This window comes from Duganella vulcania, assembly GCF_009857655.1.
GTDB lineage: Bacteria > Pseudomonadota > Gammaproteobacteria > Burkholderiales > Burkholderiaceae_D > Rugamonas > Rugamonas vulcania.
In genome coordinates this window covers 23,198-45,050 of sequence record NZ_WWCX01000024.1, presented here as the reverse complement: position 1 = coordinate 45,050, position 21,853 = coordinate 23,198, and the positions used below count along the sequence as shown (strand labels likewise).

General features: G+C 65.7%; 16 protein-coding genes and 1 tRNA gene. 9 read left to right on the top strand and 8 right to left on the bottom strand.

Annotated elements, in window-relative coordinates:
• Positions 1-8 precede the first annotated feature (8 nt).
• Both GTP90_RS15595 and mutM read right to left on the bottom strand, forming a co-directional pair.
• Positions 9-1,937: a dynamin family protein gene (locus GTP90_RS15595; protein ID WP_161084437.1), complete on the bottom strand. Its 1,929-nt coding sequence runs from the start codon at positions 1,935-1,937 to the stop codon at positions 9-11.
• A 12-nt stretch (positions 1,938-1,949) separates the two neighbouring features.
• Positions 1,950-2,783: a bifunctional DNA-formamidopyrimidine glycosylase/DNA-(apurinic or apyrimidinic site) lyase gene (gene mutM / locus GTP90_RS15590; protein ID WP_161084410.1), complete on the bottom strand. Its 834-nt coding sequence runs from the start codon at positions 2,781-2,783 to the stop codon at positions 1,950-1,952.
• A 145-nt stretch (positions 2,784-2,928) separates the two neighbouring features.
• On the opposite strand from mutM, the gene GTP90_RS15585 reads away from it, so the two are divergent.
• The 8 genes from GTP90_RS15585 (at position 2,929) to GTP90_RS15550 (ending at position 10,526) form a co-directional block, all read left to right on the top strand.
• Positions 2,929-4,716 (top strand): tetratricopeptide repeat protein, encoded by a 1,788-nt coding sequence (locus tag GTP90_RS15585; RefSeq protein WP_161084409.1) that lies wholly within the window; start codon positions 2,929-2,931, stop codon positions 4,714-4,716.
• Positions 4,717-4,726: 10 nt separating this feature from the next.
• Complete coding sequence (locus GTP90_RS15580) at positions 4,727-5,350, top strand: outer membrane lipoprotein LolB (protein WP_161084408.1); 624 nt, start codon at positions 4,727-4,729, stop codon at positions 5,348-5,350.
• 8 nt (positions 5,351-5,358) lie between these two features.
• Complete coding sequence (gene ispE / locus GTP90_RS15575; protein WP_161084407.1) at positions 5,359-6,237, top strand: 4-(cytidine 5'-diphospho)-2-C-methyl-D-erythritol kinase; 879 nt, start codon at positions 5,359-5,361, stop codon at positions 6,235-6,237.
• Between the two features lie 76 nt (positions 6,238-6,313).
• A tRNA-Gln gene (locus GTP90_RS15570) sits at positions 6,314-6,390 on the top strand.
• A 165-nt stretch (positions 6,391-6,555) separates the two neighbouring features.
• A complete protein-coding gene (locus GTP90_RS15565; protein ID WP_161084406.1) occupies positions 6,556-7,506 on the top strand; it encodes a ribose-phosphate pyrophosphokinase in 951 nt (316 codons plus the stop codon).
• A gap of 164 nt (positions 7,507-7,670) precedes the next feature.
• Positions 7,671-8,303 carry a 50S ribosomal protein L25/general stress protein Ctc gene (locus tag GTP90_RS15560; RefSeq protein WP_161084405.1) on the top strand — a complete coding sequence of 211 codons (633 nt, stop codon included), beginning with the start codon at positions 7,671-7,673 and terminating at the stop codon, positions 8,301-8,303.
• 126 nt (positions 8,304-8,429) lie between these two features.
• Complete coding sequence (gene pth, locus GTP90_RS15555; protein ID WP_161084404.1) at positions 8,430-9,011, top strand: aminoacyl-tRNA hydrolase; 582 nt, start codon at positions 8,430-8,432, stop codon at positions 9,009-9,011.
• Positions 9,012-9,221: 210 nt separating this feature from the next.
• Entirely contained in the window at positions 9,222-10,526 is a 1,305-nt protein-coding gene (locus GTP90_RS15550; RefSeq protein WP_161084403.1) for an amidohydrolase, read from the top strand.
• Here GTP90_RS15550 and GTP90_RS15545 read toward each other — a convergent pair.
• From GTP90_RS15545 to GTP90_RS15535, 3 genes are all read right to left on the bottom strand, one after another.
• Entirely contained in the window at positions 10,489-11,889 is a 1,401-nt protein-coding gene (locus tag GTP90_RS15545) for a DUF3999 family protein (protein ID WP_161084402.1), read from the bottom strand. The genes GTP90_RS15550 and GTP90_RS15545 overlap by 38 nt on opposite strands.
• Entirely contained in the window at positions 11,886-15,146 is a 3,261-nt protein-coding gene (locus tag GTP90_RS15540; RefSeq protein ID WP_161084401.1) for a DUF2339 domain-containing protein, read from the bottom strand. The genes GTP90_RS15545 and GTP90_RS15540 overlap by 4 nt, the downstream gene beginning before the upstream one ends.
• A 163-nt stretch (positions 15,147-15,309) precedes the next feature.
• Positions 15,310-17,130, bottom strand: coding sequence for a DUF885 domain-containing protein (locus tag GTP90_RS15535; protein WP_161084400.1), 1,821 nt, complete (start codon positions 17,128-17,130; stop codon positions 15,310-15,312).
• Between the two features lie 188 nt (positions 17,131-17,318).
• Here GTP90_RS15535 and GTP90_RS15530 point away from each other — a divergent pair, with 188 nt between their 5' ends.
• The gene (locus GTP90_RS15530; protein ID WP_161084436.1) at positions 17,319-18,602 is read left to right on the top strand and encodes an MFS transporter; all 1,284 of its coding nucleotides are present in this window, start codon (positions 17,319-17,321) and stop codon (positions 18,600-18,602) included.
• Position 18,603: 1 nt separating this feature from the next.
• Here GTP90_RS15530 and GTP90_RS15525 read toward each other — a convergent pair whose 3' ends face one another.
• The 3 genes from GTP90_RS15525 to GTP90_RS15515 all read right to left on the bottom strand — a co-directional run bounded on the left by GTP90_RS15525 (position 18,604) and on the right by GTP90_RS15515 (position 21,840).
• On the bottom strand, positions 18,604-19,710 hold the full coding sequence (locus GTP90_RS15525) for an acyltransferase family protein (protein WP_161084399.1): 1,107 nt from the start codon (positions 19,708-19,710) through the stop codon (positions 18,604-18,606).
• A gap of 3 nt (positions 19,711-19,713) precedes the next feature.
• Positions 19,714-20,751 (bottom strand): hypothetical protein, encoded by a 1,038-nt coding sequence (locus GTP90_RS15520; protein ID WP_175048105.1) that lies wholly within the window; start codon positions 20,749-20,751, stop codon positions 19,714-19,716.
• A gap of 87 nt (positions 20,752-20,838) precedes the next feature.
• Positions 20,839-21,840 carry a formylglycine-generating enzyme family protein gene (locus GTP90_RS15515; protein WP_161084398.1) on the bottom strand — a complete coding sequence of 334 codons (1,002 nt, stop codon included), beginning with the start codon at positions 21,838-21,840 and terminating at the stop codon, positions 20,839-20,841.
• Positions 21,841-21,853: the final 13 nt, after the last annotated feature.

Genomic DNA, 21,853 nt, shown 5'->3' with positions numbered 1-21,853 from the left:
CCTGTACCTTAAGCGGCGGCGTCCAGCGCCACGAATTCCGCGTTGATGGCGATGCTGATCTGCCCCGCCAATTCATTGAGCCGCGCCTTCTGCTCCTCCAGCTCCTGCTGGCTGCCCTCGAACGCGTCGATTTTCTGCTCCAGGCTGTCGGTCGCATCGTGGATGCGCTGGATCGACGCCAGCCGGTGTTTCAACTGATCCTTGTGCTGGCGGATCTGCGCCTCCAGCGGCGCCATGATCACCTTCAGCCACGCCTCCGCATCGTTGTTGGCGGCGCGGAAGCAGCCGCGCACGCGCGAGGCGATGGTATCGAAGAACTTCTCCATCAGCACCACGCGGCTGGTGGTCAGCAAGGTCGCCGTGCCGAACTGCTTGTAGTAGATCGCCTCGATGGACGCGATCTCGTCGCGGTAGTGGTCCAGCGAAAACGGCATCGGCAGCGCCAGCGTCAGCCCGTGCTCGTTGGAGAAGCGGCGGTACATCACGCCCATCATCTCGCTGATCTCCAGCGTCTTGTGGCCGGCCGCGTCCAGGCTGGCGCGGATACGTTCGAAATAGTTGCGCACCGCCTCGCGCACGCCCATGAAGAAGCGGCTGCGCTGCATCTCCTCGCGCACCTGCTCGATGTCGTCGCGCACGATGTCCATGCCCATGCAGGTGTACAGCTCGGTCGACAGCCGCGTGAACACGGCGCGCGTGGCCTGCAGCTTGAACAGGCTGGCGTCGAATTCCTTTTTCTCGACGTCGATGCGGCGCATCATGTGGGCGATCACGCTCTGGTTCTTGCCGCGCAGGCTCTTGAGTTCGTGCAGCTGCTCGACGATGCCGCGGTTGCGCGCGTTTACCATCGCCAGCTGCGCCGTGCTCAGCGCCTGCAAGTCCTCGCCCAATTGCTTGCGCACGATGTCCTTCTTGGCCGGGATCAGTTCGTTGAACAGCGCGTCTTCAAGCGCCTGCAAGCGGCTGCGCTCCAGCAGCGCCGCGTCCTGCGTGATCTTGCCCACCAGCGCCTTTTGCGCCGACACCGGAAACACCTGGCGCGGCTCCAGCGCCAGCACGTGCGCCACGTTGGCCTGCTGGCGCTCGATCTCGAGGTTGACCTCGGCCTCGCTGCGCAGCTCGTCCCACATGCTGTCGATCTTGTTGAGCACCACCAGCCGGCCCGCGCCGGCGCCGATGTGGTTGCGCCAGACTTCGATGTCGCTCTTGGTCACGCCGGTGTCGGCCGCCAGGATGAACAGCACCGCGTGCGCGTTCGGGATCAGGTTCAGCGTCAGCTCGGGCTCGGTGCCGATCGCGTTCAGGCCGGGCGTGTCGAGGATCACCAGGCCCTGCTTCAACAGCGGATGCGGGAAGTTGATGATCGCATGGCGCCACAGCGAAATCTCCACCATGCCGGCCTCGTCCAGCGTGACCGGCATGTCGGGATCGTCCTCGTCGTACAGGCCGTAGCGCTTGGCTTCTTCCACCGGCACATGGCGCGTCATGCTGACCTGCTTGAACACCTCGTGCATGTCGGCGCCCGCGTCCAGGTTCAACGGCAGCACGGTCCAGGCGGCCGGCTGGTCGCGGTAGTCGCTGGTGGACAGGTTCTCGGCCCGCGTCTCGATCGGCAGCAGGCGGATCGACGGCGCGAAGCTGGCGTCGTACATCAGCTCGGTCGGGCACATGGTGGTGCGGCCGGCGGCGGACGGCAGGATGCGCTGGCCGTAGTCGGCGAAGAAAATCGCATTGATCAATTCCGATTTGCCGCGCGAGAATTCGGCGACGAAGGCCACCGACAATTTATCGTCGGCCAGCCGCGCCAGCGCGCGCACGATGCGCTGGTCGGTGGCGGCGTCGGTCAGGGACGCGCCGGCCACCCACGCTTGATAATTTTTCAACGCGGTGACGACGCCCTGCCTCCAGGCGCTGTACTGTTCGAAATCCCTGACCATCATGTTCCACCCTTATTTTTGGCAATTCACACAGTAGAACGTGGACCGTTGGCCTTGCTTGATCTGGCGTATCGGCGCCGCGCACACCTTGCAGGGGACACCCGCACGATCATAGACGAAATAAGTCTGCTGAAAATACCCGGACTGACCGTTGACGCTAATAAAATCGCGCAGCGTGCTGCCGCCCTGGACGATGGCTTCGGCCAGGATCTCGCGCACGGCCTGGGCCAGCTTCTCGTAGCGGGCCAGGCTGATGCGCCTGGCCGGCGTCTTCGGGTTGATGCCGGCGCGGAACAAGCTTTCCGATGCATAAATATTGCCGACGCCGACCACGATGTCCCCGGCCAGCAGCACCTGCTTGACGGGCGCGCTGCGCTGCCGGGTTTGATCGTACAGCAATTTGCCGGTGAAGCCCGCCTCCAAGGGCTCCACGCCCAGTTCGCGCAGCAGCGTGTGGTGCTCCAGCAGGCCGTCCGCGTGGTCGTGCCACAGCACGGCGCCGAAGCGGCGCGGGTCCTTCATGCGCAGCACTTGCAGGCCGTCCGGGGTCTCGACCACGAGGTCGAAATGATCATGTTTTTCCGGGACTATCCCGTCCGGCATGATGCGCAGGTGGCCCGACATGCCGAGGTGGATGATCAGCGTGCCATGGTCGAAATGCAGCAGCAGGTATTTGCCGCGGCGGCCGGTGCGCAGCACCTGGTGGCCGGCCAGCAGCTGCGGCAGCTGCGCGGGAAACGGCCAGCGCAGGCCCTCGCGGCGCAGCACCACCTGATGCACGGTGCGTCCCTCGATATGCGGCGCGACCCCGCGCCGGGTGACTTCAACTTCTGGTAATTCTGGCATCTGGATGGATAAGAGTCGAAATAATGGGGCTTGCACTCTGGCTGCGGCGGAATATTTGGTTACACTAGTCAAAAGACGAAATCGGAGCGTTGAGCGTAAAATCCGGTTGCCTCAGTACCTTTTGCCGACTTGCCAGGATCTTCCCTTGAAAAACGCTTTCGCCATTGTAACCCTCTCTGCCTTGCTGTCCGCGTGCGCCGTGACGCCGCAAAAACAGGCGGAGCCAGCCGCCGCCGCGCCCGCCGATGCGGCGGCGGAGAGTGCCGAGCCGGTCGCCGCTGTACCGGCTCCGGCCCCGGCCGAGGAGGCGTTGCCCAATGTCGACCTCACCGGCGACATGCTGTTCCGCATCACCAAGGCCGAGCTGGAATTCAAGCAGGGCAATTGGCAAGGCCCCTACATCACCATGCTGGCGCTGGCCCAGCAGACGCGCGATCCGCGCCTGGCGCGCCGCGCCGCCGAAATGGCGCTGACCGCCAAGCAGGGGCCGGAGGCGCTGTCGGCCATCCGCCTGTGGCGCGGCCTGGCGCCGAATTCGGACGAGGCCACCCAGTACTTCCTCGGCTTCGCCGTCGTCAACGACGACCTGAGCGAGGCGGAGCAGATCTTCGCCGAACGGCTGAAGGCCGCGCCGCCGCAGGCGCGTCCGCTGGCCATGTTCCAGATGCAGCAGTTCCTGCTGCGCGCCAAGGACAAGGCCGCCGCCTTCGCGCTGGAGGACCGCGTGCTGGCGCCGTACAGCGATACGCTGGAAAGCCACTTGATCCTGGCGCAGAGCGCCTTCGGGCTGGGCGACAACGAGCGCTCCCGCACCGAGGCCGAGCAGGCGCTTCGCATCAAGCCCGATTCCGAGCTGGCCATCCTGACCACGGCGCAGGTGTCCGGCGATATCGACACCGCGCTCAAGGTACTGTCGACCTTCCTGGACAAGTACCCCAAGTCGCGCGAAGTGCGGGCCGCTTACGCCCGCATCCTGGCCGACGCCAAGCAGACCGAGCTCGCCCGCCAGCAGTTCCTGATCCTGCTGAAGGACCAGCCCGACAACATGGCCACGCTGTACGCGCTGGGCGCGATGGCGATGCAGGCCAACGACGTCCCGGGCGCGGAGAAATACTTCACCGACTTCGTCAAGGTGCTGGCCGACCATCCGAACGACGAGCGCGATCCGGCCAAGGTGCTGATGCTGCTGGCGCAGATCGCCGAGCAGCGCAACGACTTCGACACGGCCTACAACTGGCTGGAGAAGGTCGACGGCGCCGACGAGAAAATCTACCTGGCCGCGCGCATGAAGATGGCGCAGCTGACGGCGCGCAAGGGCAACGTCGACGAGGCGCGCAAGCAGCTGGCCGAGCTCAAGCCCACCGAGGCCGTCGACCAGGCGCAAATCTTCCAGGCCGACGCCCAGATCCTGCGCGACGCCGGCGACCACCGCGCCGCCTACACGGTGCTGGAAAACGCCATCAAGCGCTACCCGGACAATCCCGACCTGCTGTACGACTTCGCGCTGGTGGCCGAGAAGATGGGCCAGCTGGAGCTGATGGAAAAGGCGCTGCGCCAGGTGATGATCGCCGCGCCCGACAACCAGCACGCCTACAACGCGCTGGGCTACTCGCTGGCCGAGCGCAACGAGCGCCTGCCCGAGGCGTACTCGCTGATCGACAAGGCCATGAAGATGGCGCCGGGCGATCCCTTCATCATGGACAGCATGGGCTGGGTGCAGTACCGCATGGGCAACCTGAACGAGGCCGAGGCGATGCTGCGCCGCGCCTACGCCTTGCGCAGCGATCCGGAAATCGCCGTGCACCTGGGCGAGGTGCTGTTCGCCAAGGGCGACCAGGCCGGCGCCCGGCAGATGTGGCAGGAAGCCCAGACCAAAGACCCGAAGAACGACGCGCTGAAAAGCACGCTCGCCCGTTTGAACCAAAGCCTGTAAGCGATACTTGATGACCTTATTCCACCTGCGCCGCGGCGCCCCGGCCGCCATGCTGGCCGCCGCGCTGACGGCTTCCGTGCTGGCCGGCTGTGCCACCACTTCCGCGCCGCGCTCGTCCACCGCGGTCGCGCCTTACCAGGACAGCGTCGAACTGGCCGGCGGCATCGCCATCAACTACAGCAAGGACGGCAAGCGTGAATCGCTGACCGGCAAGTTCACCTGGCACCAGACCAAGGCGGCCACCGACGTCACCCTGATCTCGCCGACCGGCCAGATCCTCGCCGTCATCAACGTCACCCCGGGATCGGCCACGCTGAAGCAAAGCGGCAAGGAGCCGCGCACCGCGCCCGACCTCGACAGCCTCACCACGCAGGCGCTGGGCTGGACGCTGCCGGTCTCCGGCCTGCGCGAATGGCTGCAAGGCTACGCCACCGACGCCAGCGGCAAGCGCTTCGTCGCCTCGCCGGCCAACGACACGGTGGTCACGCGCGACGGCTGGAAGGTCGAATACGCCACCTGGCAAGACGACAAAGCGGCCGTGCCGCAACCCAAACGCATCGACCTCACGCGCCTGGGCGCGGGGCAGGTGGATGATTTGACGATACGCATCGCCATCCGTCCTGGCACCGAATAAACAGCACAATGAACTCTTTGAAGAATTGCCCGGCTCCGGCCAAACTCAACCTATTCCTGCACGTGAACGGCCGCCGCGCCGACGGCTACCATCTGCTGCAGACGGTCTTTCAACTGATCGACCACGGCGACACGCTGCACTTCGACCTGCGCGACGACGACCGGATCCGCCGCGTGACGGACCTGCCCGGCGTGCCGGAGGAGAGCGACTTGATCATCCGCGCCGCGCGCCTGCTGCAGGCCGAGGTGCTGCGCCGCACTGGCGCGCTGCCGCGCGGCGTCGACATCGCCATCGACAAGGTGCTGCCGATGGGCGGCGGCGTCGGCGGCGGTTCGTCCGACGCGGCCACCACGCTGATGGCGTTGAACTATTTGTGGCAGGCCGGTCTAAGTAAGGAAGAGTTGATGGCGCTGGGCCTGCCGCTGGGCGCGGACATCCCGTTCTTCATCTTTGGCGAGACCGCGTTTGCCGAAGGCGTGGGCGAGGCCATGCGCCCGGTGCGGGCGCCGGATTGTTGGTATGTCGTCATCGAACCGGGCGTCGCCGTACCGACCGCTGCAATTTTTTGCTCGGAACATTTGACAAGGGACACTCCGGTCGTCATAATAACGGACTTTTCCAGCCACCTTGAAAAACAAAACGGTTTTAAAGGGTTTGGAAAGAATGACTTGCAGCAGGTAGCAACGAAGTTATTCCCGCCGGTGGCAGAGGCGATAGAATGGCTCGGTGCTTACGGTGATGCTAGGATGACTGGCTCCGGTGCTTGCGTGTTCTGTGCGGTGGCAACCGAGGAAGAAGCGGATGCGGTGCTTGTGAAAGTACCGGCGAAGTGGAAATCCTGGAAGGCCAAAGCGCTGGATCGCCACCCGATCATCGCAAAGTTGTGAGGCAGTAAAAAAATTTGGCTTAGCGTGAAAATGGCTGTAAAATACCGGCCATGTAACGACAAGCAGTCAGTTGCGTAGGGGAATCGCCAAGCTGGTTAAGGCACTGGATTTTGATTCCAGCATACCAAGGTTCGAATCCTTGTTCCCCTGCCATTCGTTTGTATCTGGACCCGTCGAGGCGAAGTTAGTCTCCGGCCGGATAAGGCAAAGATGGCATCGCCCCAGAGCGAGCCATTCAACTAAGATCTAAGTACAGCGCCGCGCGGCTTCCGCTGGCGACTTTTCAAAAATTTTCATCGACTATCTCTGGGACTCCCAATGGCTTTCGAAAACCTGATGGTTTTTACCGGCAACGCTAATCCTGCATTGGCAGAAGGGGTCGCTAAAAATCTCGGCATCCCTCTCGGCAAGGCAAACGTATCGAAATTCTCGGACGGCGAAGTGATGGTTGAGATTAACGAGAACGTCCGCGGTAAAGACGTCTTCGTTCTGCAATCGACTTGTGCTCCAACCAACGACAGCCTGATGGAGTTGATCCTGATGGTCGACGCCCTGAAACGCGCGTCCGCTGGCCGTATCACCGCAGCTATTCCTTACTTCGGCTATGCCCGTCAAGACCGCCGCCCGCGTTCGGCGCGCGTCGCGATCTCGGCCAAGGTCGTCGCCAACATGCTGGAAGAAGCGGGCGTCGAGCGCGTCCTGATCATGGATCTGCACGCAGACCAGATCCAGGGCTTCTTCGATATCCCTGTTGACAATATTTACGCTTCGCCGATCCTGCTGGGCGACCTGCAGAAGAAGAACTACCAGGACCTGCTGGTGGTCTCGCCGGACGTCGGCGGTGTGGTCCGCGCACGCGCCCTGGCTAAACGCCTGGGCTGCGACCTGGCCATCATCGACAAGCGCCGTCCGAAGGCCAACGTGTCGGAAGTGATGAACATCATCGGTGAAGTGGAAGGCCGCAACTGCGTGATCATGGATGACATGGTTGATACCGCGGGCACGCTGGTCAAGGCCGCCGAAGTGCTGAAAGAGCGTGGCGCACAGAAAGTCATCGCATATTGCACGCACCCGGTGCTGTCCGGCCCGGCGATCGAGCGCATCACCAGTTCGTCGCTGGACGAGCTGGTCGTGACCGACACGATCCCGCTGTCCGACGCGGCCAAGGCTTGCGGCAAGATCCGCCAGCTGACCTGCGCACCGCTGCTGGCCGAGACGTTCAAACGCATCATCAAGGGCGATTCCGTGATCTCCCTGTTTATCGACTGAGATAAACGATTTAGTTAGTTTTTAGGCGGCGCGCCGGGCGAGAAATGCCCGGCGCGCCGTTGTACTTCCCGGTTTCATGAGCGCAGTCTGCTCATTTTCGAAGCACCCTGGTCGCGGGGGCTTCATAACACGGGGCGCGAGCCCTGTTATTTTTGGAGTTACACATGAAAGTTGTTGCATTCAAACGCGAATTGCAAGGTTCCGGAGCGAGCCGCCGCCTGCGCAATTCGGGCCAAACCCCAGGCATCATCTACGGCGGTACCGAAGCGCCAGTGACCATCTCGCTGGACCACAACGCGCTGTACCACGCGCTGAAAAAAGAAGCCTTCCACTCGTCGATCCTGGATCTGGAAATCGACGGCAAGACCCAGCAAGTGCTGCTGCGCGACTTCCAAGTCCACGCATACAAGCAACTGGTTCTGCACGCTGACTTCCAGCGCGTTGATGCTTCGAAAAAAGTGCACATGAAAGTGGCTCTGCACTTCGCCAACGCTGACGTGTCCCCAGCAGTCAAACTGCACGGCGCCACCATCAGCCACGTCGCCAACGAAATCGAAGTTTCGTGCCTGCCAAAAGACCTGCCAGAGTTCATCACCGTTGACCTGTCGAACATCGACGTCGGCCACTCGCTGCACATCGGCGAACTGGTTCTGCCAGCCGGCGTGACCGCTGTGACCCACGGCGCCAACCTGACCATCGCTACCGCTTCGGTACCGGCCGGTCACGTTGCTGCTGAAGCCGCTGCTGCCGAAGCCCCAGCTGCTGACGCCAAGCCAGCCGCCAAGGCCAAGAAGTAATCACTGACGCCGCCCTCGGGCGGTTGCAGGAGAAAACCCCCGCCAGTGCTAGACGCCGGCGGGGGTTTTTGTTTATCAGCGCTGACATAAGCGATAATCACGTTTCCTTTTTTCAGACCACACGTCATGCCTATACGTCTCATCGTCGGTCTCGGCAATCCGGGCCCCGAATACGAACAAACCCGCCACAACGCCGGCTTCTGGCTGGTGGACAATCTCGCCAAGGACATCGGCGCGCGCCTGCAGCGCGAGACCAAGTACAACGCGCTGATGGCCAAGGGCGTGGTCGCCGGCCAGGAAGTCTACTTGCTGGAACCGCAGACGTATATGAACCGTTCCGGCCAATCGGTGGGTGGACTGTGCCGCTTCTTCAAGATCCAGGCGGACGAAGTGCTGGTCGTGCACGACGAGCTGGACTTGATGCCCGGCGCGGCGCGCCTGAAAAAAGGCGGCTCATCGGGCGGGCACAACGGCCTGAAGGACATCACCGCCGCGCTCGGCACCCAGGATTACTGGCGGCTGCGGCTGGGCATCGGCCACCCGCGCACCTTGAGCTTGCAGCAGCAGGTGGCGGACTTCGTGCTGCACCGCCCGCGCCGCGAAGACCAGGAGCTGATCGAGCAAGCGATCGGCAAGTCGCTGCTGGTCATGCCGCAAATCGTCGAAGGCAAATTCGAAGCGGCCACGATGAAATTGCATACAGCCTGAGCCGGTGTAGACTCTGGGGTCAAGTCTGGCATTCGGACACGAGCTGTGCCGAGCAATTGGGGTCAAGTCTGACATTCGGACACGAGCGCTACCGTAGTCGGCGTTTAGGGCAGAGCTCGTGTCCGAATGTCAGACTTGACCCCAGCCAACCGTAGAGTTCGTGTCCGAATGCCAGACTTGACCCCAGTCCAATCACCAAGGAAACCGCCGATGAAGCTGCTCCCGCTTGCCGCATTGTTGTTCGTTCACGCCGCTCAGGCGCAAGATGCCTCCGCCGTCTCCAGCCAGATCAATGGCATGTATCCCAAGCTCGATGCGATCTACAAGGATCTGCACGCGCATCCCGAAATCGCCTTCCAGGAAGAACGCACGGCCGCCAAGCTGGCCGCCGAGATGCGCGCGATCGGCTTCGAGGTGACGGAGAAGGTCGGCAAGACTGGCGTGGTGGCGATCTACAAGAACGGCGCCGGCCCGACCGTGCTGGTGCGCACCGAGCTGGACGGCCTGCCGATGGAGGAGAAATCCGGCTACCCCTATGCCAGCAAGGCACACGCGCTGTTGGACGGCAAGGATACGATGGTGGCCCACAGCTGCGGCCACGATGTCCACATGACCGCCTGGCTGGGCGCGGCGCGCACGCTGGTGGCGCTCAAGTCGCAGTGGCAGGGCACGCTGATGTTCATCGGCCAGCCGGCCGAGGAGACCGTCAGCGGCGCCAAGGCCATGCTGGACGACGGCCTGTTCAAGCGCTTCCCCAAGCCGGACTACGCCTTCGCGCTGCACAGCTGGCCGCTGGCCTACGGCACCATCGGCTACAACAGCGGGCCGGTGTCGTCGAACTCGGACGCCATCGAGATCACCTTCAAGGGACGCGGCGGCCACGGCTCGGCGCCGGACAAGGCCCTCGACCCGATCGCCATCGCCGCCCGCTTCGTGGTCGATGTGCAGACCGTCATCAGCCGCGAGAAGGATCCCAAGGAATTCGGCGTGGTCACTATCGGCGCGATCAACGGCGGCACGGTCGGCAACATCATCCCCGACACCGTGCGCGTGCGCGGCACGATACGCTCATACAGCCCGGAAGTACGGGCGAAACTGCTGGCCGGCGTGCGGCGCGTCGCCAACGCCTCGGCCGCGATGGCCGACGCGCCGGCGCCCGATGTCGCGCTGATCGCCGGCGGCGCCGCCATCGATAACAGCGATGCGCTGGTCAAGCGCACCGAGGGCGTGCTGAAAAAAGCCTTCGGCGACGCCAACGTCGCGCGCATGCCGGCGATGACGGCCAGCGAGGATTTCTCGGCCTACGTCAACGAGGGCGTGCCGGGCATGTTCTTCTTCACCGGCGTGTACGATCCGAAAGCGGTGGCCGAGGCGGCCAAGCCGGGCGGCAAGCCGATCGCCTTCAACCATTCGCCGTACTACGCGCCGGTGCCGGAGCCGTCGATCAAGACCGCCGCCGAGGCGATGACCTTGGCCGTCATGAACGTGATGGGCGCAGCAGGCGCCAAACCATAAACGCCAGCACGCCCACGCCCAGCAGCAGCACGCCCCACAGCACGATCAGGCGCTGGCGGGCGGCGCTGGCCGCTTCCACTGCGGCGCTGGCTTCGCTGGCGCCGCTGCCTTGCTGCTGCGTCGCCGGGCCGGCGCTGACCTGTTCCACTTTCTGCAGTTCGGCGTCGGAGAAGCCGGGCGCCACCTGGTTCAGCTCGCGCACGGCCGGCAGCGCGTGCTCGCGGCCGACCGCCAGCGTGTAGGGTCCGTTGCCGCTGGCGAGGAACACCAGCGTGGCCGGCTGCCAGTCCAGCCGCAAAGCGGGCCTTGCCGTGGTTGGCGCCGTGGTCCGCAGCACCCATTGCGTCGCGTGCACCGGCGGCACGTCGATGTCGCCGGAGCTGCGCACCTGGCCGCCCTGCGTGATGCGGTAGAACGTCGAGCTGATCAGCGGATCGAAGCGCCAGGCCGGGCCTTGCGTGGCCTGCCTTGCCGGCAGTTCGCGATAGCTGCCCAGCGTGCCGGACAACACGATATTCGGTTCGCTGAATTGCAGCCCGGCCTGGTCCGGCGCGATGGCCGGCGGCACGGCGTAGACCAGGTCCTGCGCCTGCCGGCCCGCAGCCGGCTGCACCAGCAATTGTTCGCCGGGCGGCGGGACGTCCGTCTGCACCAGCTGCTCGGCCGTGATGGCGGCGAACTGGATCGGCGTGCCGCTGCGCCAGCTCAGGCGCGCGTAGCGGAAGTTGCGGGCGTCGAATTCCAGCCGGTCGTTGGCCAGCGTTTGCGCGTCCTGGTTGACCAGCCAGTTCAACTCGGCGGCGCCGACCGTGTCCCAGTGTTTCATGTCGGCGCTGGTCTCCAGCCAGACTTGCGCGCTGTACTCGCGCTGGCCGGACGGCAACGTGAAGCGCAGCGCGCTGACCGGCTTGCTCGCGCCATCCTTGCCCAGGTCGAGCACCAGGCCCGTCAGGCGCGGCGCCTGCACGGCCTTGTCGCCGTTGCCGTCGGGGCGCACTTTCACCGACAGCAGGCGGCCGTCGGCGGCGGTGCTCACGTCCAGGTCCAATTGCGACGCCGAGGTGGCCGTGCCCATCAGCGGGAACACCGCCAGCGGCAGGTCGTGCCGGCTGGTGCGGGTCGACGGCGCCGGCGTGCGCAGCGCGAACGGCTGCAGGGCACCACCGGCGTCGAACACGCGCACGTCGTCCAGCAGCGGCGAGCGCGCGTGCAGGTAGACGTCCTTGGGCAGGCGCAGTTGCAGCACGCCCTGTTTGGCGCTGGTCGTCAGCGGCAGCAGGTGGGTGTAGTCTTGCGGCGCGTCGCTGGCGGCCGCCGTGGCGATGGCCGACATGGCCGCTGCCGCGATCAGGATTCTTTTCATTTTGTTTCCGATTCCGAAGGGTAGGGCGCCAGGTAGCCGATGCCGACCATCAGCGCGCCCACGCCGACGAAGGATACGATACGTTCGACGCCGCCCACGTTCGACAGGTCGACCAGAAACAGCTTGGCCACCACCATCGCCAGCAGCACCGCGCCGCCTATCCACACGGCGCGCAGCACGCGCTTGGCGGCGTAGCGCATCAGCACCAGCGCCGTCACGCTCCACACCAGCGACAGCATGGCCTGCACGAATTGCGAGGCGAACATGGCCTCGAATTCATACGGCACGTGCATGTAGTTGGAGACGGTGCGCAGCAACGCCAGGTTGAGCCAGCCGTAGCCGCCCAGCGCGGCCGCCAGCGGCAGCGGCGCCACCCAGTTCTTCGGCCAGTCGGTGAGCAGCTTCCGGCGCAGCGTGCCGCCGGTATCCATGTCGCGCACCAGGCGGTAGCAGCCGTAGGTCATCAGCATGGCGAAGCAGGTGGTCAGGTCCAGCGGATTGAGCAGCGGCACGTAGGGCAGTGGCGCCATGGCGCCGTTCTGCGTCAGGTTCCAGACCGCCACCAGCAGCAGCGCCCAGCCGCAGGCCAGCGGGATCAGGCGGCGACGGTACCACGCGTCCAGCGGCGCGACCGGCCAGCCGCCGGCGCGTGCGCGCTGCATCATCCAGCCGGCGGCGGCCATCATCAGCCAGGCCGGGATGAAACGCGCCCAGCTGGCGCTGGTCTCCCAGCCGGCGTCGGCCAGCAGCTGCGCCTCGGCGCTGTTGGCGCCGTGCAGCCAGCGCGTGATCCAGATCGCCGCGACCGGCCAGATCATCAGCCACGGGCCGCCGGTGCGGACGATGTGCAGCAGTTGCAACGGCGGCGTGCGCAGCGTCCAGCCGCTGGCGGGCCAGACGCGCAACAGCCATTCGCCGGTCAGCCACAGCGCGGCGTAGGCCAGCCACGCGGATCCGACTGGCAGGTGGTTTTCGAAGTACAGCTTGCCCAGCATGAAGAGGCTGGCGGCCGCCAGCGCAATCCAGGCCGGCGCCGCCAGCGCGCGCAGGCTGCGCCATTGCAGGCGGCGCGCCAGCATGACGATGCCCACCGTGCCGGCCGCGACCAGCATGCCGTAGATGTTGGGGCCGAGGACGTCGTCGCTGCGCCAGGTGCCGGTGGTCAGCAGCTGGTAGCGGATCGACAGCCAGCCGGCCAGGCCGGGCAGGATCACCATGAGCCACCAGCCGCCGGCCCACAGCATCGCCAGGCGCGACAGGCCGTAGCTGTTGGTCCCGGGTTCCCGGCCGTCGTGCCGCATCAGCGCCCAGCTGCTGAACAGGGCGCCGGCGCAGATCATGGCCGCACCCAGGATCGGGCGGTCGAACAGGTCGGGTGATGCGTTGGTCCAGTTCCACTGGCTCAGCGCCAGGACCGCCAGCATCACGCCGGCGATGGCCTGGGCGACCAGGGCCAGGCCGCTGGCCAGCTGCCACGCCATCTTGCGGGCAATGAAGTACAGCGTCACCGCCGCCACCAGCGCGCTGAGCACCAGCAGGTTGGCCTGGCTAGCGCCGTCGGTGCGCAGGAATATCTCGGTCCAGGCGCCTGCGATCAGCCAGATCGACGCGAATGTGAGGAACAGCGCGGCCAGTGTGGCGAACAGTTTCGATTCCGCGTCCTGTTGCGCGCGGAAGCGGGTCGCCATCAGGAAGGCGGTGAGCGACAGCAGGATGAAGCCCAGCCACAGGTTGGATTCCATCGCCCGTTCCGCCGACAAGCCGCTGACGGTGCCGAAGAACGACAGCCACGCGCCGGCTTGCACCAGCAGGCCGAACATCCAGGCCAGCCGCTGTTTCTGGCGCAGCCCGATCCAGACGATGCCCGCGCCCTCCAGCGCCCAGGCGGCGGAGGTCCAGCGGCCGTCAAGCGCGAACGGGATCGCCAGCGTGCCGAACACGATGCCCAGCGCGAGGAAGGCGTCGGCCAGCAGGGCGACCTGGTCGCGCCGGCGCAGCACCGTGGCCAGGCCGATGTAGAACAGTCCCAGCGCCAGCGCCGAATAGGCCACGCCGAACGGGTAGCCGTGCACCAGGCTGAACTGCAAACCAAAGCCCAGCATCGGCGTGCCGAACACCAGCGTGCCGTCAACGTAGTTCTTGAGCTTGACCGATTGCTGGCGCGCGTAGGCCAGCGGAATTGACACGTAGAAGGCGAAGAACAGCAGCAGGAACAATTGCACCGACAGGTAGTTTTCCGGCGTGTAGCGCAGCACGCCCCAGGCGGTGCCGATGGCGAAGGTGAAGGCGAAGCCCAGCAGGTTCAGCGGACGCCACGAGCGCAGCAGGGCCAGCGCGAACACGCCGGCGTTGAGCAGCGCATAGTACGAGAACAATCCGATGTGGCTGCCGCTGCCGGTGGACGCGAGGATGGGCGCGGCAAAGCCGCCGGCGATGCCGAAGATCGCCAGCCACATGGCGTCCTGCAGCACGGCCAGCAGGCAGGTGAAGACGGTCAGGACGAACAGCAGCGCGAAGGCCAGCGAACCGGGGATCAGCTGGTACAGGCGGAAGGCGCCGAAGGTCACCAGCATCAGCACGGCCAGCGCGGCGCCCTGCACCGGCAGCGCGATGGCGGGACGGCTCAGGCGGATGCGCCAGCCCCAGGCCAGCAGCGCGATGTCGGCCAGCACGATGCCGGCCAAGCGGAACTCGATCGGCACGGTCACGCGCGCGGCCGCGTACTTGAGCAGGAAGCTGACGCCGATGAACAGGATCAGCAGGCCGAGCTTGGCGACCAGGTTGCCGCCGAACAGCCAGGCCTTGGCGGCCACCAGCCAGCGGGGCGGCGTCGGCTCGGCCCGGGGCGCCGGCGGCGGAGTAGGCGGCGGCGGGACGGATTCGGGCGGAACTGCGAGAGGTTCGGCGGGCGCGGGAGCTGTTGCCGGCTTCGGCGTGGCGGCCGGTGCCGGAACCTTGGCGGCCACCAGCACCTGTGGCGGTAGCGGAGGCGGTGGCGGGGCCAGGATGGTGGTCGGGATCTGCACCTCGGCGTGTGCAGGCGCGGGAGGGCGAGCAGGCTGCGCTGCCGGCGGTGATGCATACGGTGATGCCTGTGGCGCTGTTGCGGCGCGCTGCATCGTGGTCTGCGTCTCGCGCAGCGCATCGACTTCGCGCTGCAACTCCGTGGCGATCTTGCGTGCCTGGCGCGCCTCGGTGCGCGCGCGCCAGGCGACGCTCAGCGTGAAAACGCCGAAGATAAACAAAAGGAATTCCATTGCACGCCCCGCCGATTAGCAAAATAGCAAACTATCACATCCGCAACATTGCCTCAATCGAAACGCTCAAACTGGGGTCAAGTCTGACATTCGGACACGGCCTCTGCCGTAGCGGGCGAGCTACGGCAGAGGCCGTGTCCGAATGTCAGACTTGACCCCAATTTTATTTGGCGATCCAGTGGTCGACGCGGGCTTCCAGGATGGGCAGCGGCAGCGTGCCGTCGCCGATGACGACTTCGTGGAATTTCTGGTAGCTGAACTTGTCGCCCAGCGCTGCCTGCGCGCGTGCCCGCAGTTCCAGGATCTTCAACGAGCCGATCTTGTAGCTCAGCGCCTGCGCCGGCCATACCATGTAGCGCTCGATCTGGTTCCTGGCGCGCGCTTCGCTCCAGCCCAGCGTGTCGGCCAGGTAGGCGATCGCTTGCTCGCGGCTCCAGCCCTTGGCGTGCAGGCCGGTGTCCACCACCAGCCGCGCGGCGCGCAGCATCTCCGCGTTCAGGTGGCCGTAGTAGGCCACCGGATCTTCATACAGGCCCATCTCCCGGCCCAGCGTTTCCGAGTACAACGCCCAGCCTTCCGTGTAGGCCGCGCTGTTCGGATTCTCGGTGCTGAATTTGCGGAAGTCCGGCAAGTCCAGTTCCTTCAGCAGCGCCGCGTGCAGGTGGTGGCCGGGCACGCCTTCGTGCAGGAACAGGCTGACCATGTCGACCCGGCTGTATTGCTTCGGATCGTTGACCACCGGCCAGAACACGCCCGGATGCGAGCCGTCCGCCGCCGACGGCGTGTAGTGGTCGGACGCGGTGGCGCGCGTCAGCTCGGGCTCGAGATGCAGCTCCAGCTTGGCTTTCGGGACCAGGCTGAAGTAGGTCGGCAGCTTGGTTTGCACGGTGGCGTAGATGGCGCGGTAGGCGTCCAGCACCTGCTCGTCGGTGGTGAAGATCTTGAACTTGTCCTGCGCCGCCACCCATTGCGGCAATTGCTTTTCGGGACCGTCGTAGCCCAGCTTGGGACCAAGCGCGGCCAGCTGTTGCTGGATGCGCGCCACTTCCTTCAAGCCCAGCGCGTGCACCGCGTCCGGCGTCAGCGGCAGGTTGGTGCTGTCCTTGATGCGCGCGGCGTACCAGGCGGCGCCGTTCGGCAGCGCGCTCCAGCCGCTGCTGGCCCGGCTGGCCGGCAGGTATTCGTTTTGCAGGAAGCTGACCAGGCGGTTCAGCGCCGGCGCGATCCCGCTCTCCACCGTGCGCAGGTAGGCGGCCTTCAACTTCCGCTGGTCGGCCTCGGAGAAGCCGGCCGGGAAGCGCGTCACCGGCGAGTAGTAGATGCTGGTTTCCGGCGTCGCGCTGCGCAGGTTCTGGAACTGCGGCAGCATCGCCACCGTGATCGCCTTTGGCTGCACCACGCCGCTGCGCATGCCTTGCTTCATGTTGGCGATGGCCTGGTCTATCCATGCCGGCAGCTGGTTCAGGCGGCTCAGGTAGGCCTGGTATTGCTTGACCGTGCCCAGCGGCTGCGAGCCGGTGCCGTCGGCGTAGTTGGCCAACGTGCTGGGGACGTTGTCGAGCTGGTTCAGCGGCAGCAGGTATTCCGGGAAGGACTCCAGCTGCAGCGCGTTGTTCAGTTCATAGGACAGCAGGTCGTAGGTCAGCTGGTCCTGCTGGCCGAGCTGGTCGCGTTTTACCGACATCAGCTGCTTCTGCATCTGGCGGTACAGCGCGAACTGCGCCGCGCGCACCTTGGGCGAGATGTTCATGCCGAGCTGGTCGTCGTAGCGGCCGTCGCCGTTGGCGGTGGCGAACAGCAGCGGATCGTATTTGCAGCGCGCCGTGTGGAAGGCCGCCGCCAACCTGGCCAACTGCTTCTGCGCCTGCCCCGCCTGCTGCGTGGACGCCGGCTTGGCGGCCGCCAGCACCGGCGGCGCTCCCATCAACAATGCGGCAATCAGGGTGGTGGTGGTCAGCGCGGCGAGCGGGCGGGCAGATGGCATGGGTGTCCTCAAAGTTGAGTTGGAATTTCGCCCAGCAGTCTAACACTTGTCGATGTGGTTTACTCAGCGCCGGAAAAATTGCGTATTCTATGGATGCCGTGAACCGGCAGCCCATAAAAACGCCAATAAAAGCGAGACCAGACATGCAGATAAACGAACACGCAGCAGCCATCGCCCCCAGCCCCGGCATGGATCACCGCGCCTCACCGGCCCGCCCGCTCACCCGCCAGGACTACAAGACCCTGTCGCTGGCCGCGCTGGGCGGCGCGCTGGAGTTCTATGACTTCGTTATTTTCGTGTTCTTCACCGCCGTGATCGGCAAGCTGTTCTTCCCGCCGTCGATGCCTGGCTGGCTGAGCATGCTGCAAACCTTCGGCATCTTCGCCGCCGGCTATGTGGTGCGCCCGCTGGGCGGCATCATCATGGCCCACTTCGGCGACCTGCTGGGCCGCAAGCGCATGTTCACCATGTCCATTTTGCTGATGGCGGTGCCGACCCTGCTGATGGGCGCGCTGCCGACCTACGCCAGCATCGGCCTGGCCGCGCCCTTGCTGCTGTTGCTGCTGCGCGTGATGCAGGGCGCGGCGGTGGGCGGCGAGGTGCCGGGCGCGTGGGTGTTCGTGTCCGAGCACGTGCCGGCGCGCTACATCGGCTATGCCTGCGGCACGCTGACGGCAGGCCTGACCTTCGGCATCCTGCTCGGCTCGGTGGTCGCGACCGGCGTCAACACCGCCTTCACGCCGGACCAGGTGGCCGACGGCGCCTGGCGCCTGCCGTTCCTGTTGGGCGGCATCTTCGGCCTGGGCGCGATGTACCTGCGCCGCTGGCTGCATGAGACGCCGGTGTTCGCCGAGCTTCAGCAACGCAAGGCGCTGGCCGCCGAGATGCCGCTCAAGTCCGTGCTGCGCAGCCATCGCGGCGCGGTCGTGGTGTCGATGCTGCTGACGTGGATGCTGTCGGCCGGCATCGTGGTGGTCATTCTGATGACGCCGACGCTGCTGCAAAAGATCTACGGCTTCGATCCGCACACCTCGCTGGCGGCCAACACCCTGGCGACGCTGTGCCTGGCGATCGGCTGCATCGTGGCCGGCGTGCTGGCCGACCGCATCGGTTCGCGCGTTACCCTGTTCGGCGGCTCGCTGCTGCTGGCGATCAGCACCTATGTGTTCTACACCTCGCTGCACGCGCGGCCGGACCTGCTGCTGCCGCTGTATGCGCTGGTCGGCTTCAACGTCGGCGTGGTTGGCGCCGTGCCTTGCGTGCTGGTCAAGGCCTTCCCGGCGCAAGTGCGCTTCTCGGGGCTGTCGTTCTCGTACAACCTGGCGTACGCCATCTTCGGCGGCCTGACGCCGGTGGTGGTGGCGCTGCTGCTGAAGAATAATCCGCTGGCGCCGGCCTACTACGTCATCGTGGTATGCGGCATCGGCATGGTGACTTCCTTGTTCGTCAAGGAGCAGTCGGAGGGAGTCTGATTCAGGCGGCGGCCATGCGGTCGCGCAGCAGCAGGAAGGGCCGCTCCAGCGCGACATGCAGCAGCCACGCGGCGGCCCAGGCCATGGCGCCGTAAATCGCCAGGAACAGCAGGCTGCCCGGCACCGGCGCCTGCTGCCCACCGCCGAGCAGTAGCCTGCACGCCCGCATGGCCGGTCCGATCAGCGGATAGTGCACCAGGTACAGCGCGTAGGACAGTCTGGCGATGTGGCGCAACGGCCGCGCCGCGCCGAACGCCGGCAGCCGGCAATTGACGGCCAGCCCGCACCGCACCAGCAGCGCGAACAGGCAGGACGACAGCGCGATGATCCAGCAGACCGTGGGCCAGTCGCCCAGTCCCAGCCAGTCCCGCCACATCAGCAACAGCAGCGGTGGCATCGCCAGCAGCAGGAACAGCGAACGCGGCGCGCGCCATGTGCCCGACGCGCCATGCCGGACCGCGACCAGCACGCCCGCGAGGATGCCCAGCACCGCGTGATGAAACGGCGCCCGCACCGACCAGAAGAAGGCCGCGTAGTCGCCCGGCGTCACGCCGCGCGCGCCAGCCTGCATCGACCAGCACAGCGCCGCCATCGCCAGCGCCAGCAGCGCGCAGGCGGTCCGCGTGCCGGCGCGCGTCAGCAGGAACATGAGGGCGGGCGTGGCCAGGTAAAATTTTTCCTCCACGGCCAGCGACCATAGCGTGACCATCACATCCGACCCGAGGTAATCCTGCAGGAACAGCAGGTGCGTGATGAAGGACAGGCTGGAGAACGGCACGCTGAGCCAGCACAGCAGGATCACGCCCCAGTACAACGGCAGCGTGCGGAACGCGCGGCGACGGTAGAAGTCCAGCACGGCCGGCCGGCTGAACGGCGCCGCGTGAGGCCCGGTGAAATGGCTGCCGATCAGGAAGCCGCTCAGCACAAAGAACAGGTCGACGCCGATCCAGCCGTTGGCCGCCAACACCGCCAGCGGTCCGCCAGGCACGGCGCCGAACGCGGCCTGCGAGGCCACCGCCCAATGCCGCGCCAGCACCAGCAGGATCGCCATGGCGCGCAGCGCGTCCAGCACCGGATAGCGCGGCCCCATGCGCGCGGTGGAGGTCATCGGTCAGCCGATCTTCAGCGCGCTCTGCACGTCGCGCTTGCGCAGTTTCCAGATGATCGAGTCCACGATGTAGTGGTGAAAATTAATCCCCTGGTAGGCGATCACCACCAACGGCACCAGCGTGTAGTTGGCGAAGTAGGCATTGGACACGTCGATGGCGCGGTACACCACGCCGGTCAGCGCCAGGCAGGCCAGCAGGTAGAGTGGCCAGCGGCCTTCCTGGCTGAGCCACGACAGCGCCCGCTGCTCCGGGTTGACGCCGCCCTTGAACTGGTTGGAGTTGAACAGCCACACGAAGGCGATGTACTGCGCGTTGTGCCATACGTTGATGACCAGCCAGCCGGTCGTGATGTCGCGGATGGCGGCGTAGGCCACCAGGTAGATCAGGTAGTGCGAGCACAGGTAGGCGAAATGCAGGCGGCCCAGCGTGCCGGCGCGCAGCGCGCGCAGCTGCGCTGTCAGCCACCAGGCCAGGCAGGCGCCGGCCGCCGCCATCGTCGCCAGGGCCAGCCACTGCGGCACCGGCAGTTTCCAGATCTCGATCGACAGAAAGGTGGAGCCGGGCCGCGCGCTCATCGTCAGGAAGGCGGCCACCGGCACCAGATAAAAGGTAAAGCGGTTGAACGCCGGATTGCCGGCCTGGACGCTGCGCGTCTTCATGCCGTAGGCCTTGTTGATGCCCTCGCTTTGGCGCGTGTAGTGATACCACTGCCAATGCATGTACAGCGTGGCGACCGCAGTCAGGCCGCCCAGCCGGATCAGCAGGTAGACGCCAGCGAACACCGCCACCGGCAAGGGCAGCAGCAGCGCCCAGTGCTGGCGGGCGGACTTCAGGTCGAACAGCAGGCGGGTGTAGGTGGAAATGACATGATGGTAGCCGAGCAAGGCCAGGTCCAGCGAGATGATCAGCACGAAATACTGGGGTAGCCCGAGCGCCAGCGCGCCCATTGCCAGCGCGAGCAGGGGAATGCCCAGCACGAACAGGCGATCGAATCGCTGGCTGCGCATGTAGATCGGGGCTGTCTCGGCAATAGCGGACATGGCGTGGACTCCGGCGGGTGGCACTGTCTGTATGATAGTGCTACGCGGCAATAAGTCCACTAATCGTTTGCGCAGTGTTGCGCCGATTTACTTTGCGCGGCGGCCGCGTTCCAGCGCCTGCGCCTTCGCCAGCCCGGCCTCGAACGCGCCGGCGCCCGCATCCTTGCCCGCCTCGCCTGCGACATCCTCGGCGATGCGGAAGCCTTCGCCGACGCTGCTGCGGTTGTCCGTGCCTGTATGGCCGCGGTAGGTCGGGCTGGCGCCGACCGGACCGCTGTTGTAATTGCCGCCCCGGTGGATCACCATGACCGAGCCGTGGAACGGCTTGCAGTCGCTGCTCCAGGCGCTGCCATCGCCGGGCGCACCGGCGTAGGTCAGGTGCTGGCAGTCTTCGACTATTTCGCCAACGTTGCCCAGCATGTCATGCAGGCCGTAGGCGTTGGCCGCGTACATGCCCACCACCGTGGTCAGTGCCGCGCCGTCGTCGCAGTCGATCTCCTGCCTGTCCTTGCCGGTCAGCCTGGTGATGGCCGGCTTGCCGCTGCGGTCGAAAACGTTGGCGTGCTTGCACAGGGCCTCAGGGGCGTCGCCGTGCGGATAGCGGCTGGTGCTGCCGGCGCGCGCCGCGTATTCCCATTCCGCTTCGCTGGGCAGGCGGAAGCGCCGGCCACTTTGCTGCGACAGCCATTGCAGGTAGGCGTGGGCGTCGTCCCAGCTCACGCACATCACCGGATGGTAGTCGCCCGGCGCGTTGACGGGCGCTTTCCAGCCATCCTTGCCGTTCTCCATGCCCCAGTCGTTGGCCGCCAGCTTCCAGCAATCGCCGTCGGCCTTGTAGCCGGTGGCCTCGACAAACTGGCGGAACTGCCCGACCGTGGTCTCGTAGCGGGACAGCCGGTAGCTCTTGACGTTGACCGTGTGGACCGGCTCGGAAGCCGGATAATCGGCGTCCTTGGGATTGGCGGTGCTGCCCATCGAGAATTCGCCGCCCTTGATGGTGGCCATGGAGGGCAGCAGCAGTGGATCGGCGGCAGCCCAAAGCGGGCAGCCCAGCAGCAGCATCGACAGCAGCGAGACGGTTTTTTTCATTGCAAGGTCCTGG

What these genes read in the sequence shown, in the direction of transcription:
- GTP90_RS15520 (WP_175048105.1), bottom strand. Translation starts at nt 20,751, where the DNA reads ATGTCCGCTATTGCCGAGACAGCCCCGATCTACATGCGCAGCCAGCGA.
- GTP90_RS15545 (WP_161084402.1), bottom strand. Translation starts at nt 11,889, where the DNA reads ATGAAAAGAATCCTGATCGCGGCAGCGGCCATGTCGGCCATCGCCACG.
- GTP90_RS15550 (WP_161084403.1), top strand. Translation starts at nt 9,222, where the DNA reads ATGAAGCTGCTCCCGCTTGCCGCATTGTTGTTCGTTCACGCCGCTCAG.
- GTP90_RS15580 (WP_161084408.1), top strand. Translation starts at nt 4,727, where the DNA reads ATGACCTTATTCCACCTGCGCCGCGGCGCCCCGGCCGCCATGCTGGCC.
- GTP90_RS15565 (WP_161084406.1), top strand. Translation starts at nt 6,556, where the DNA reads ATGGCTTTCGAAAACCTGATGGTTTTTACCGGCAACGCTAATCCTGCA.
- GTP90_RS15525 (WP_161084399.1), bottom strand. Translation starts at nt 19,710, where the DNA reads ATGACCTCCACCGCGCGCATGGGGCCGCGCTATCCGGTGCTGGACGCG.
- GTP90_RS15540 (WP_161084401.1), bottom strand. Translation starts at nt 15,146, where the DNA reads ATGGAATTCCTTTTGTTTATCTTCGGCGTTTTCACGCTGAGCGTCGCC.
- GTP90_RS15515 (WP_161084398.1), bottom strand. Translation starts at nt 21,840, where the DNA reads ATGAAAAAAACCGTCTCGCTGCTGTCGATGCTGCTGCTGGGCTGCCCG.
- ispE (WP_161084407.1), top strand. Translation starts at nt 5,359, where the DNA reads ATGAACTCTTTGAAGAATTGCCCGGCTCCGGCCAAACTCAACCTATTC.
- GTP90_RS15535 (WP_161084400.1), bottom strand. Translation starts at nt 17,130, where the DNA reads ATGCCATCTGCCCGCCCGCTCGCCGCGCTGACCACCACCACCCTGATT.
- mutM (WP_161084410.1), bottom strand. Translation starts at nt 2,783, where the DNA reads ATGCCAGAATTACCAGAAGTTGAAGTCACCCGGCGCGGGGTCGCGCCG.
- GTP90_RS15560 (WP_161084405.1), top strand. Translation starts at nt 7,671, where the DNA reads ATGAAAGTTGTTGCATTCAAACGCGAATTGCAAGGTTCCGGAGCGAGC.
- GTP90_RS15530 (WP_161084436.1), top strand. Translation starts at nt 17,319, where the DNA reads ATGGATCACCGCGCCTCACCGGCCCGCCCGCTCACCCGCCAGGACTAC.
- GTP90_RS15595 (WP_161084437.1), bottom strand. Translation starts at nt 1,937, where the DNA reads ATGGTCAGGGATTTCGAACAGTACAGCGCCTGGAGGCAGGGCGTCGTC.
- pth (WP_161084404.1), top strand. Translation starts at nt 8,430, where the DNA reads ATGCCTATACGTCTCATCGTCGGTCTCGGCAATCCGGGCCCCGAATAC.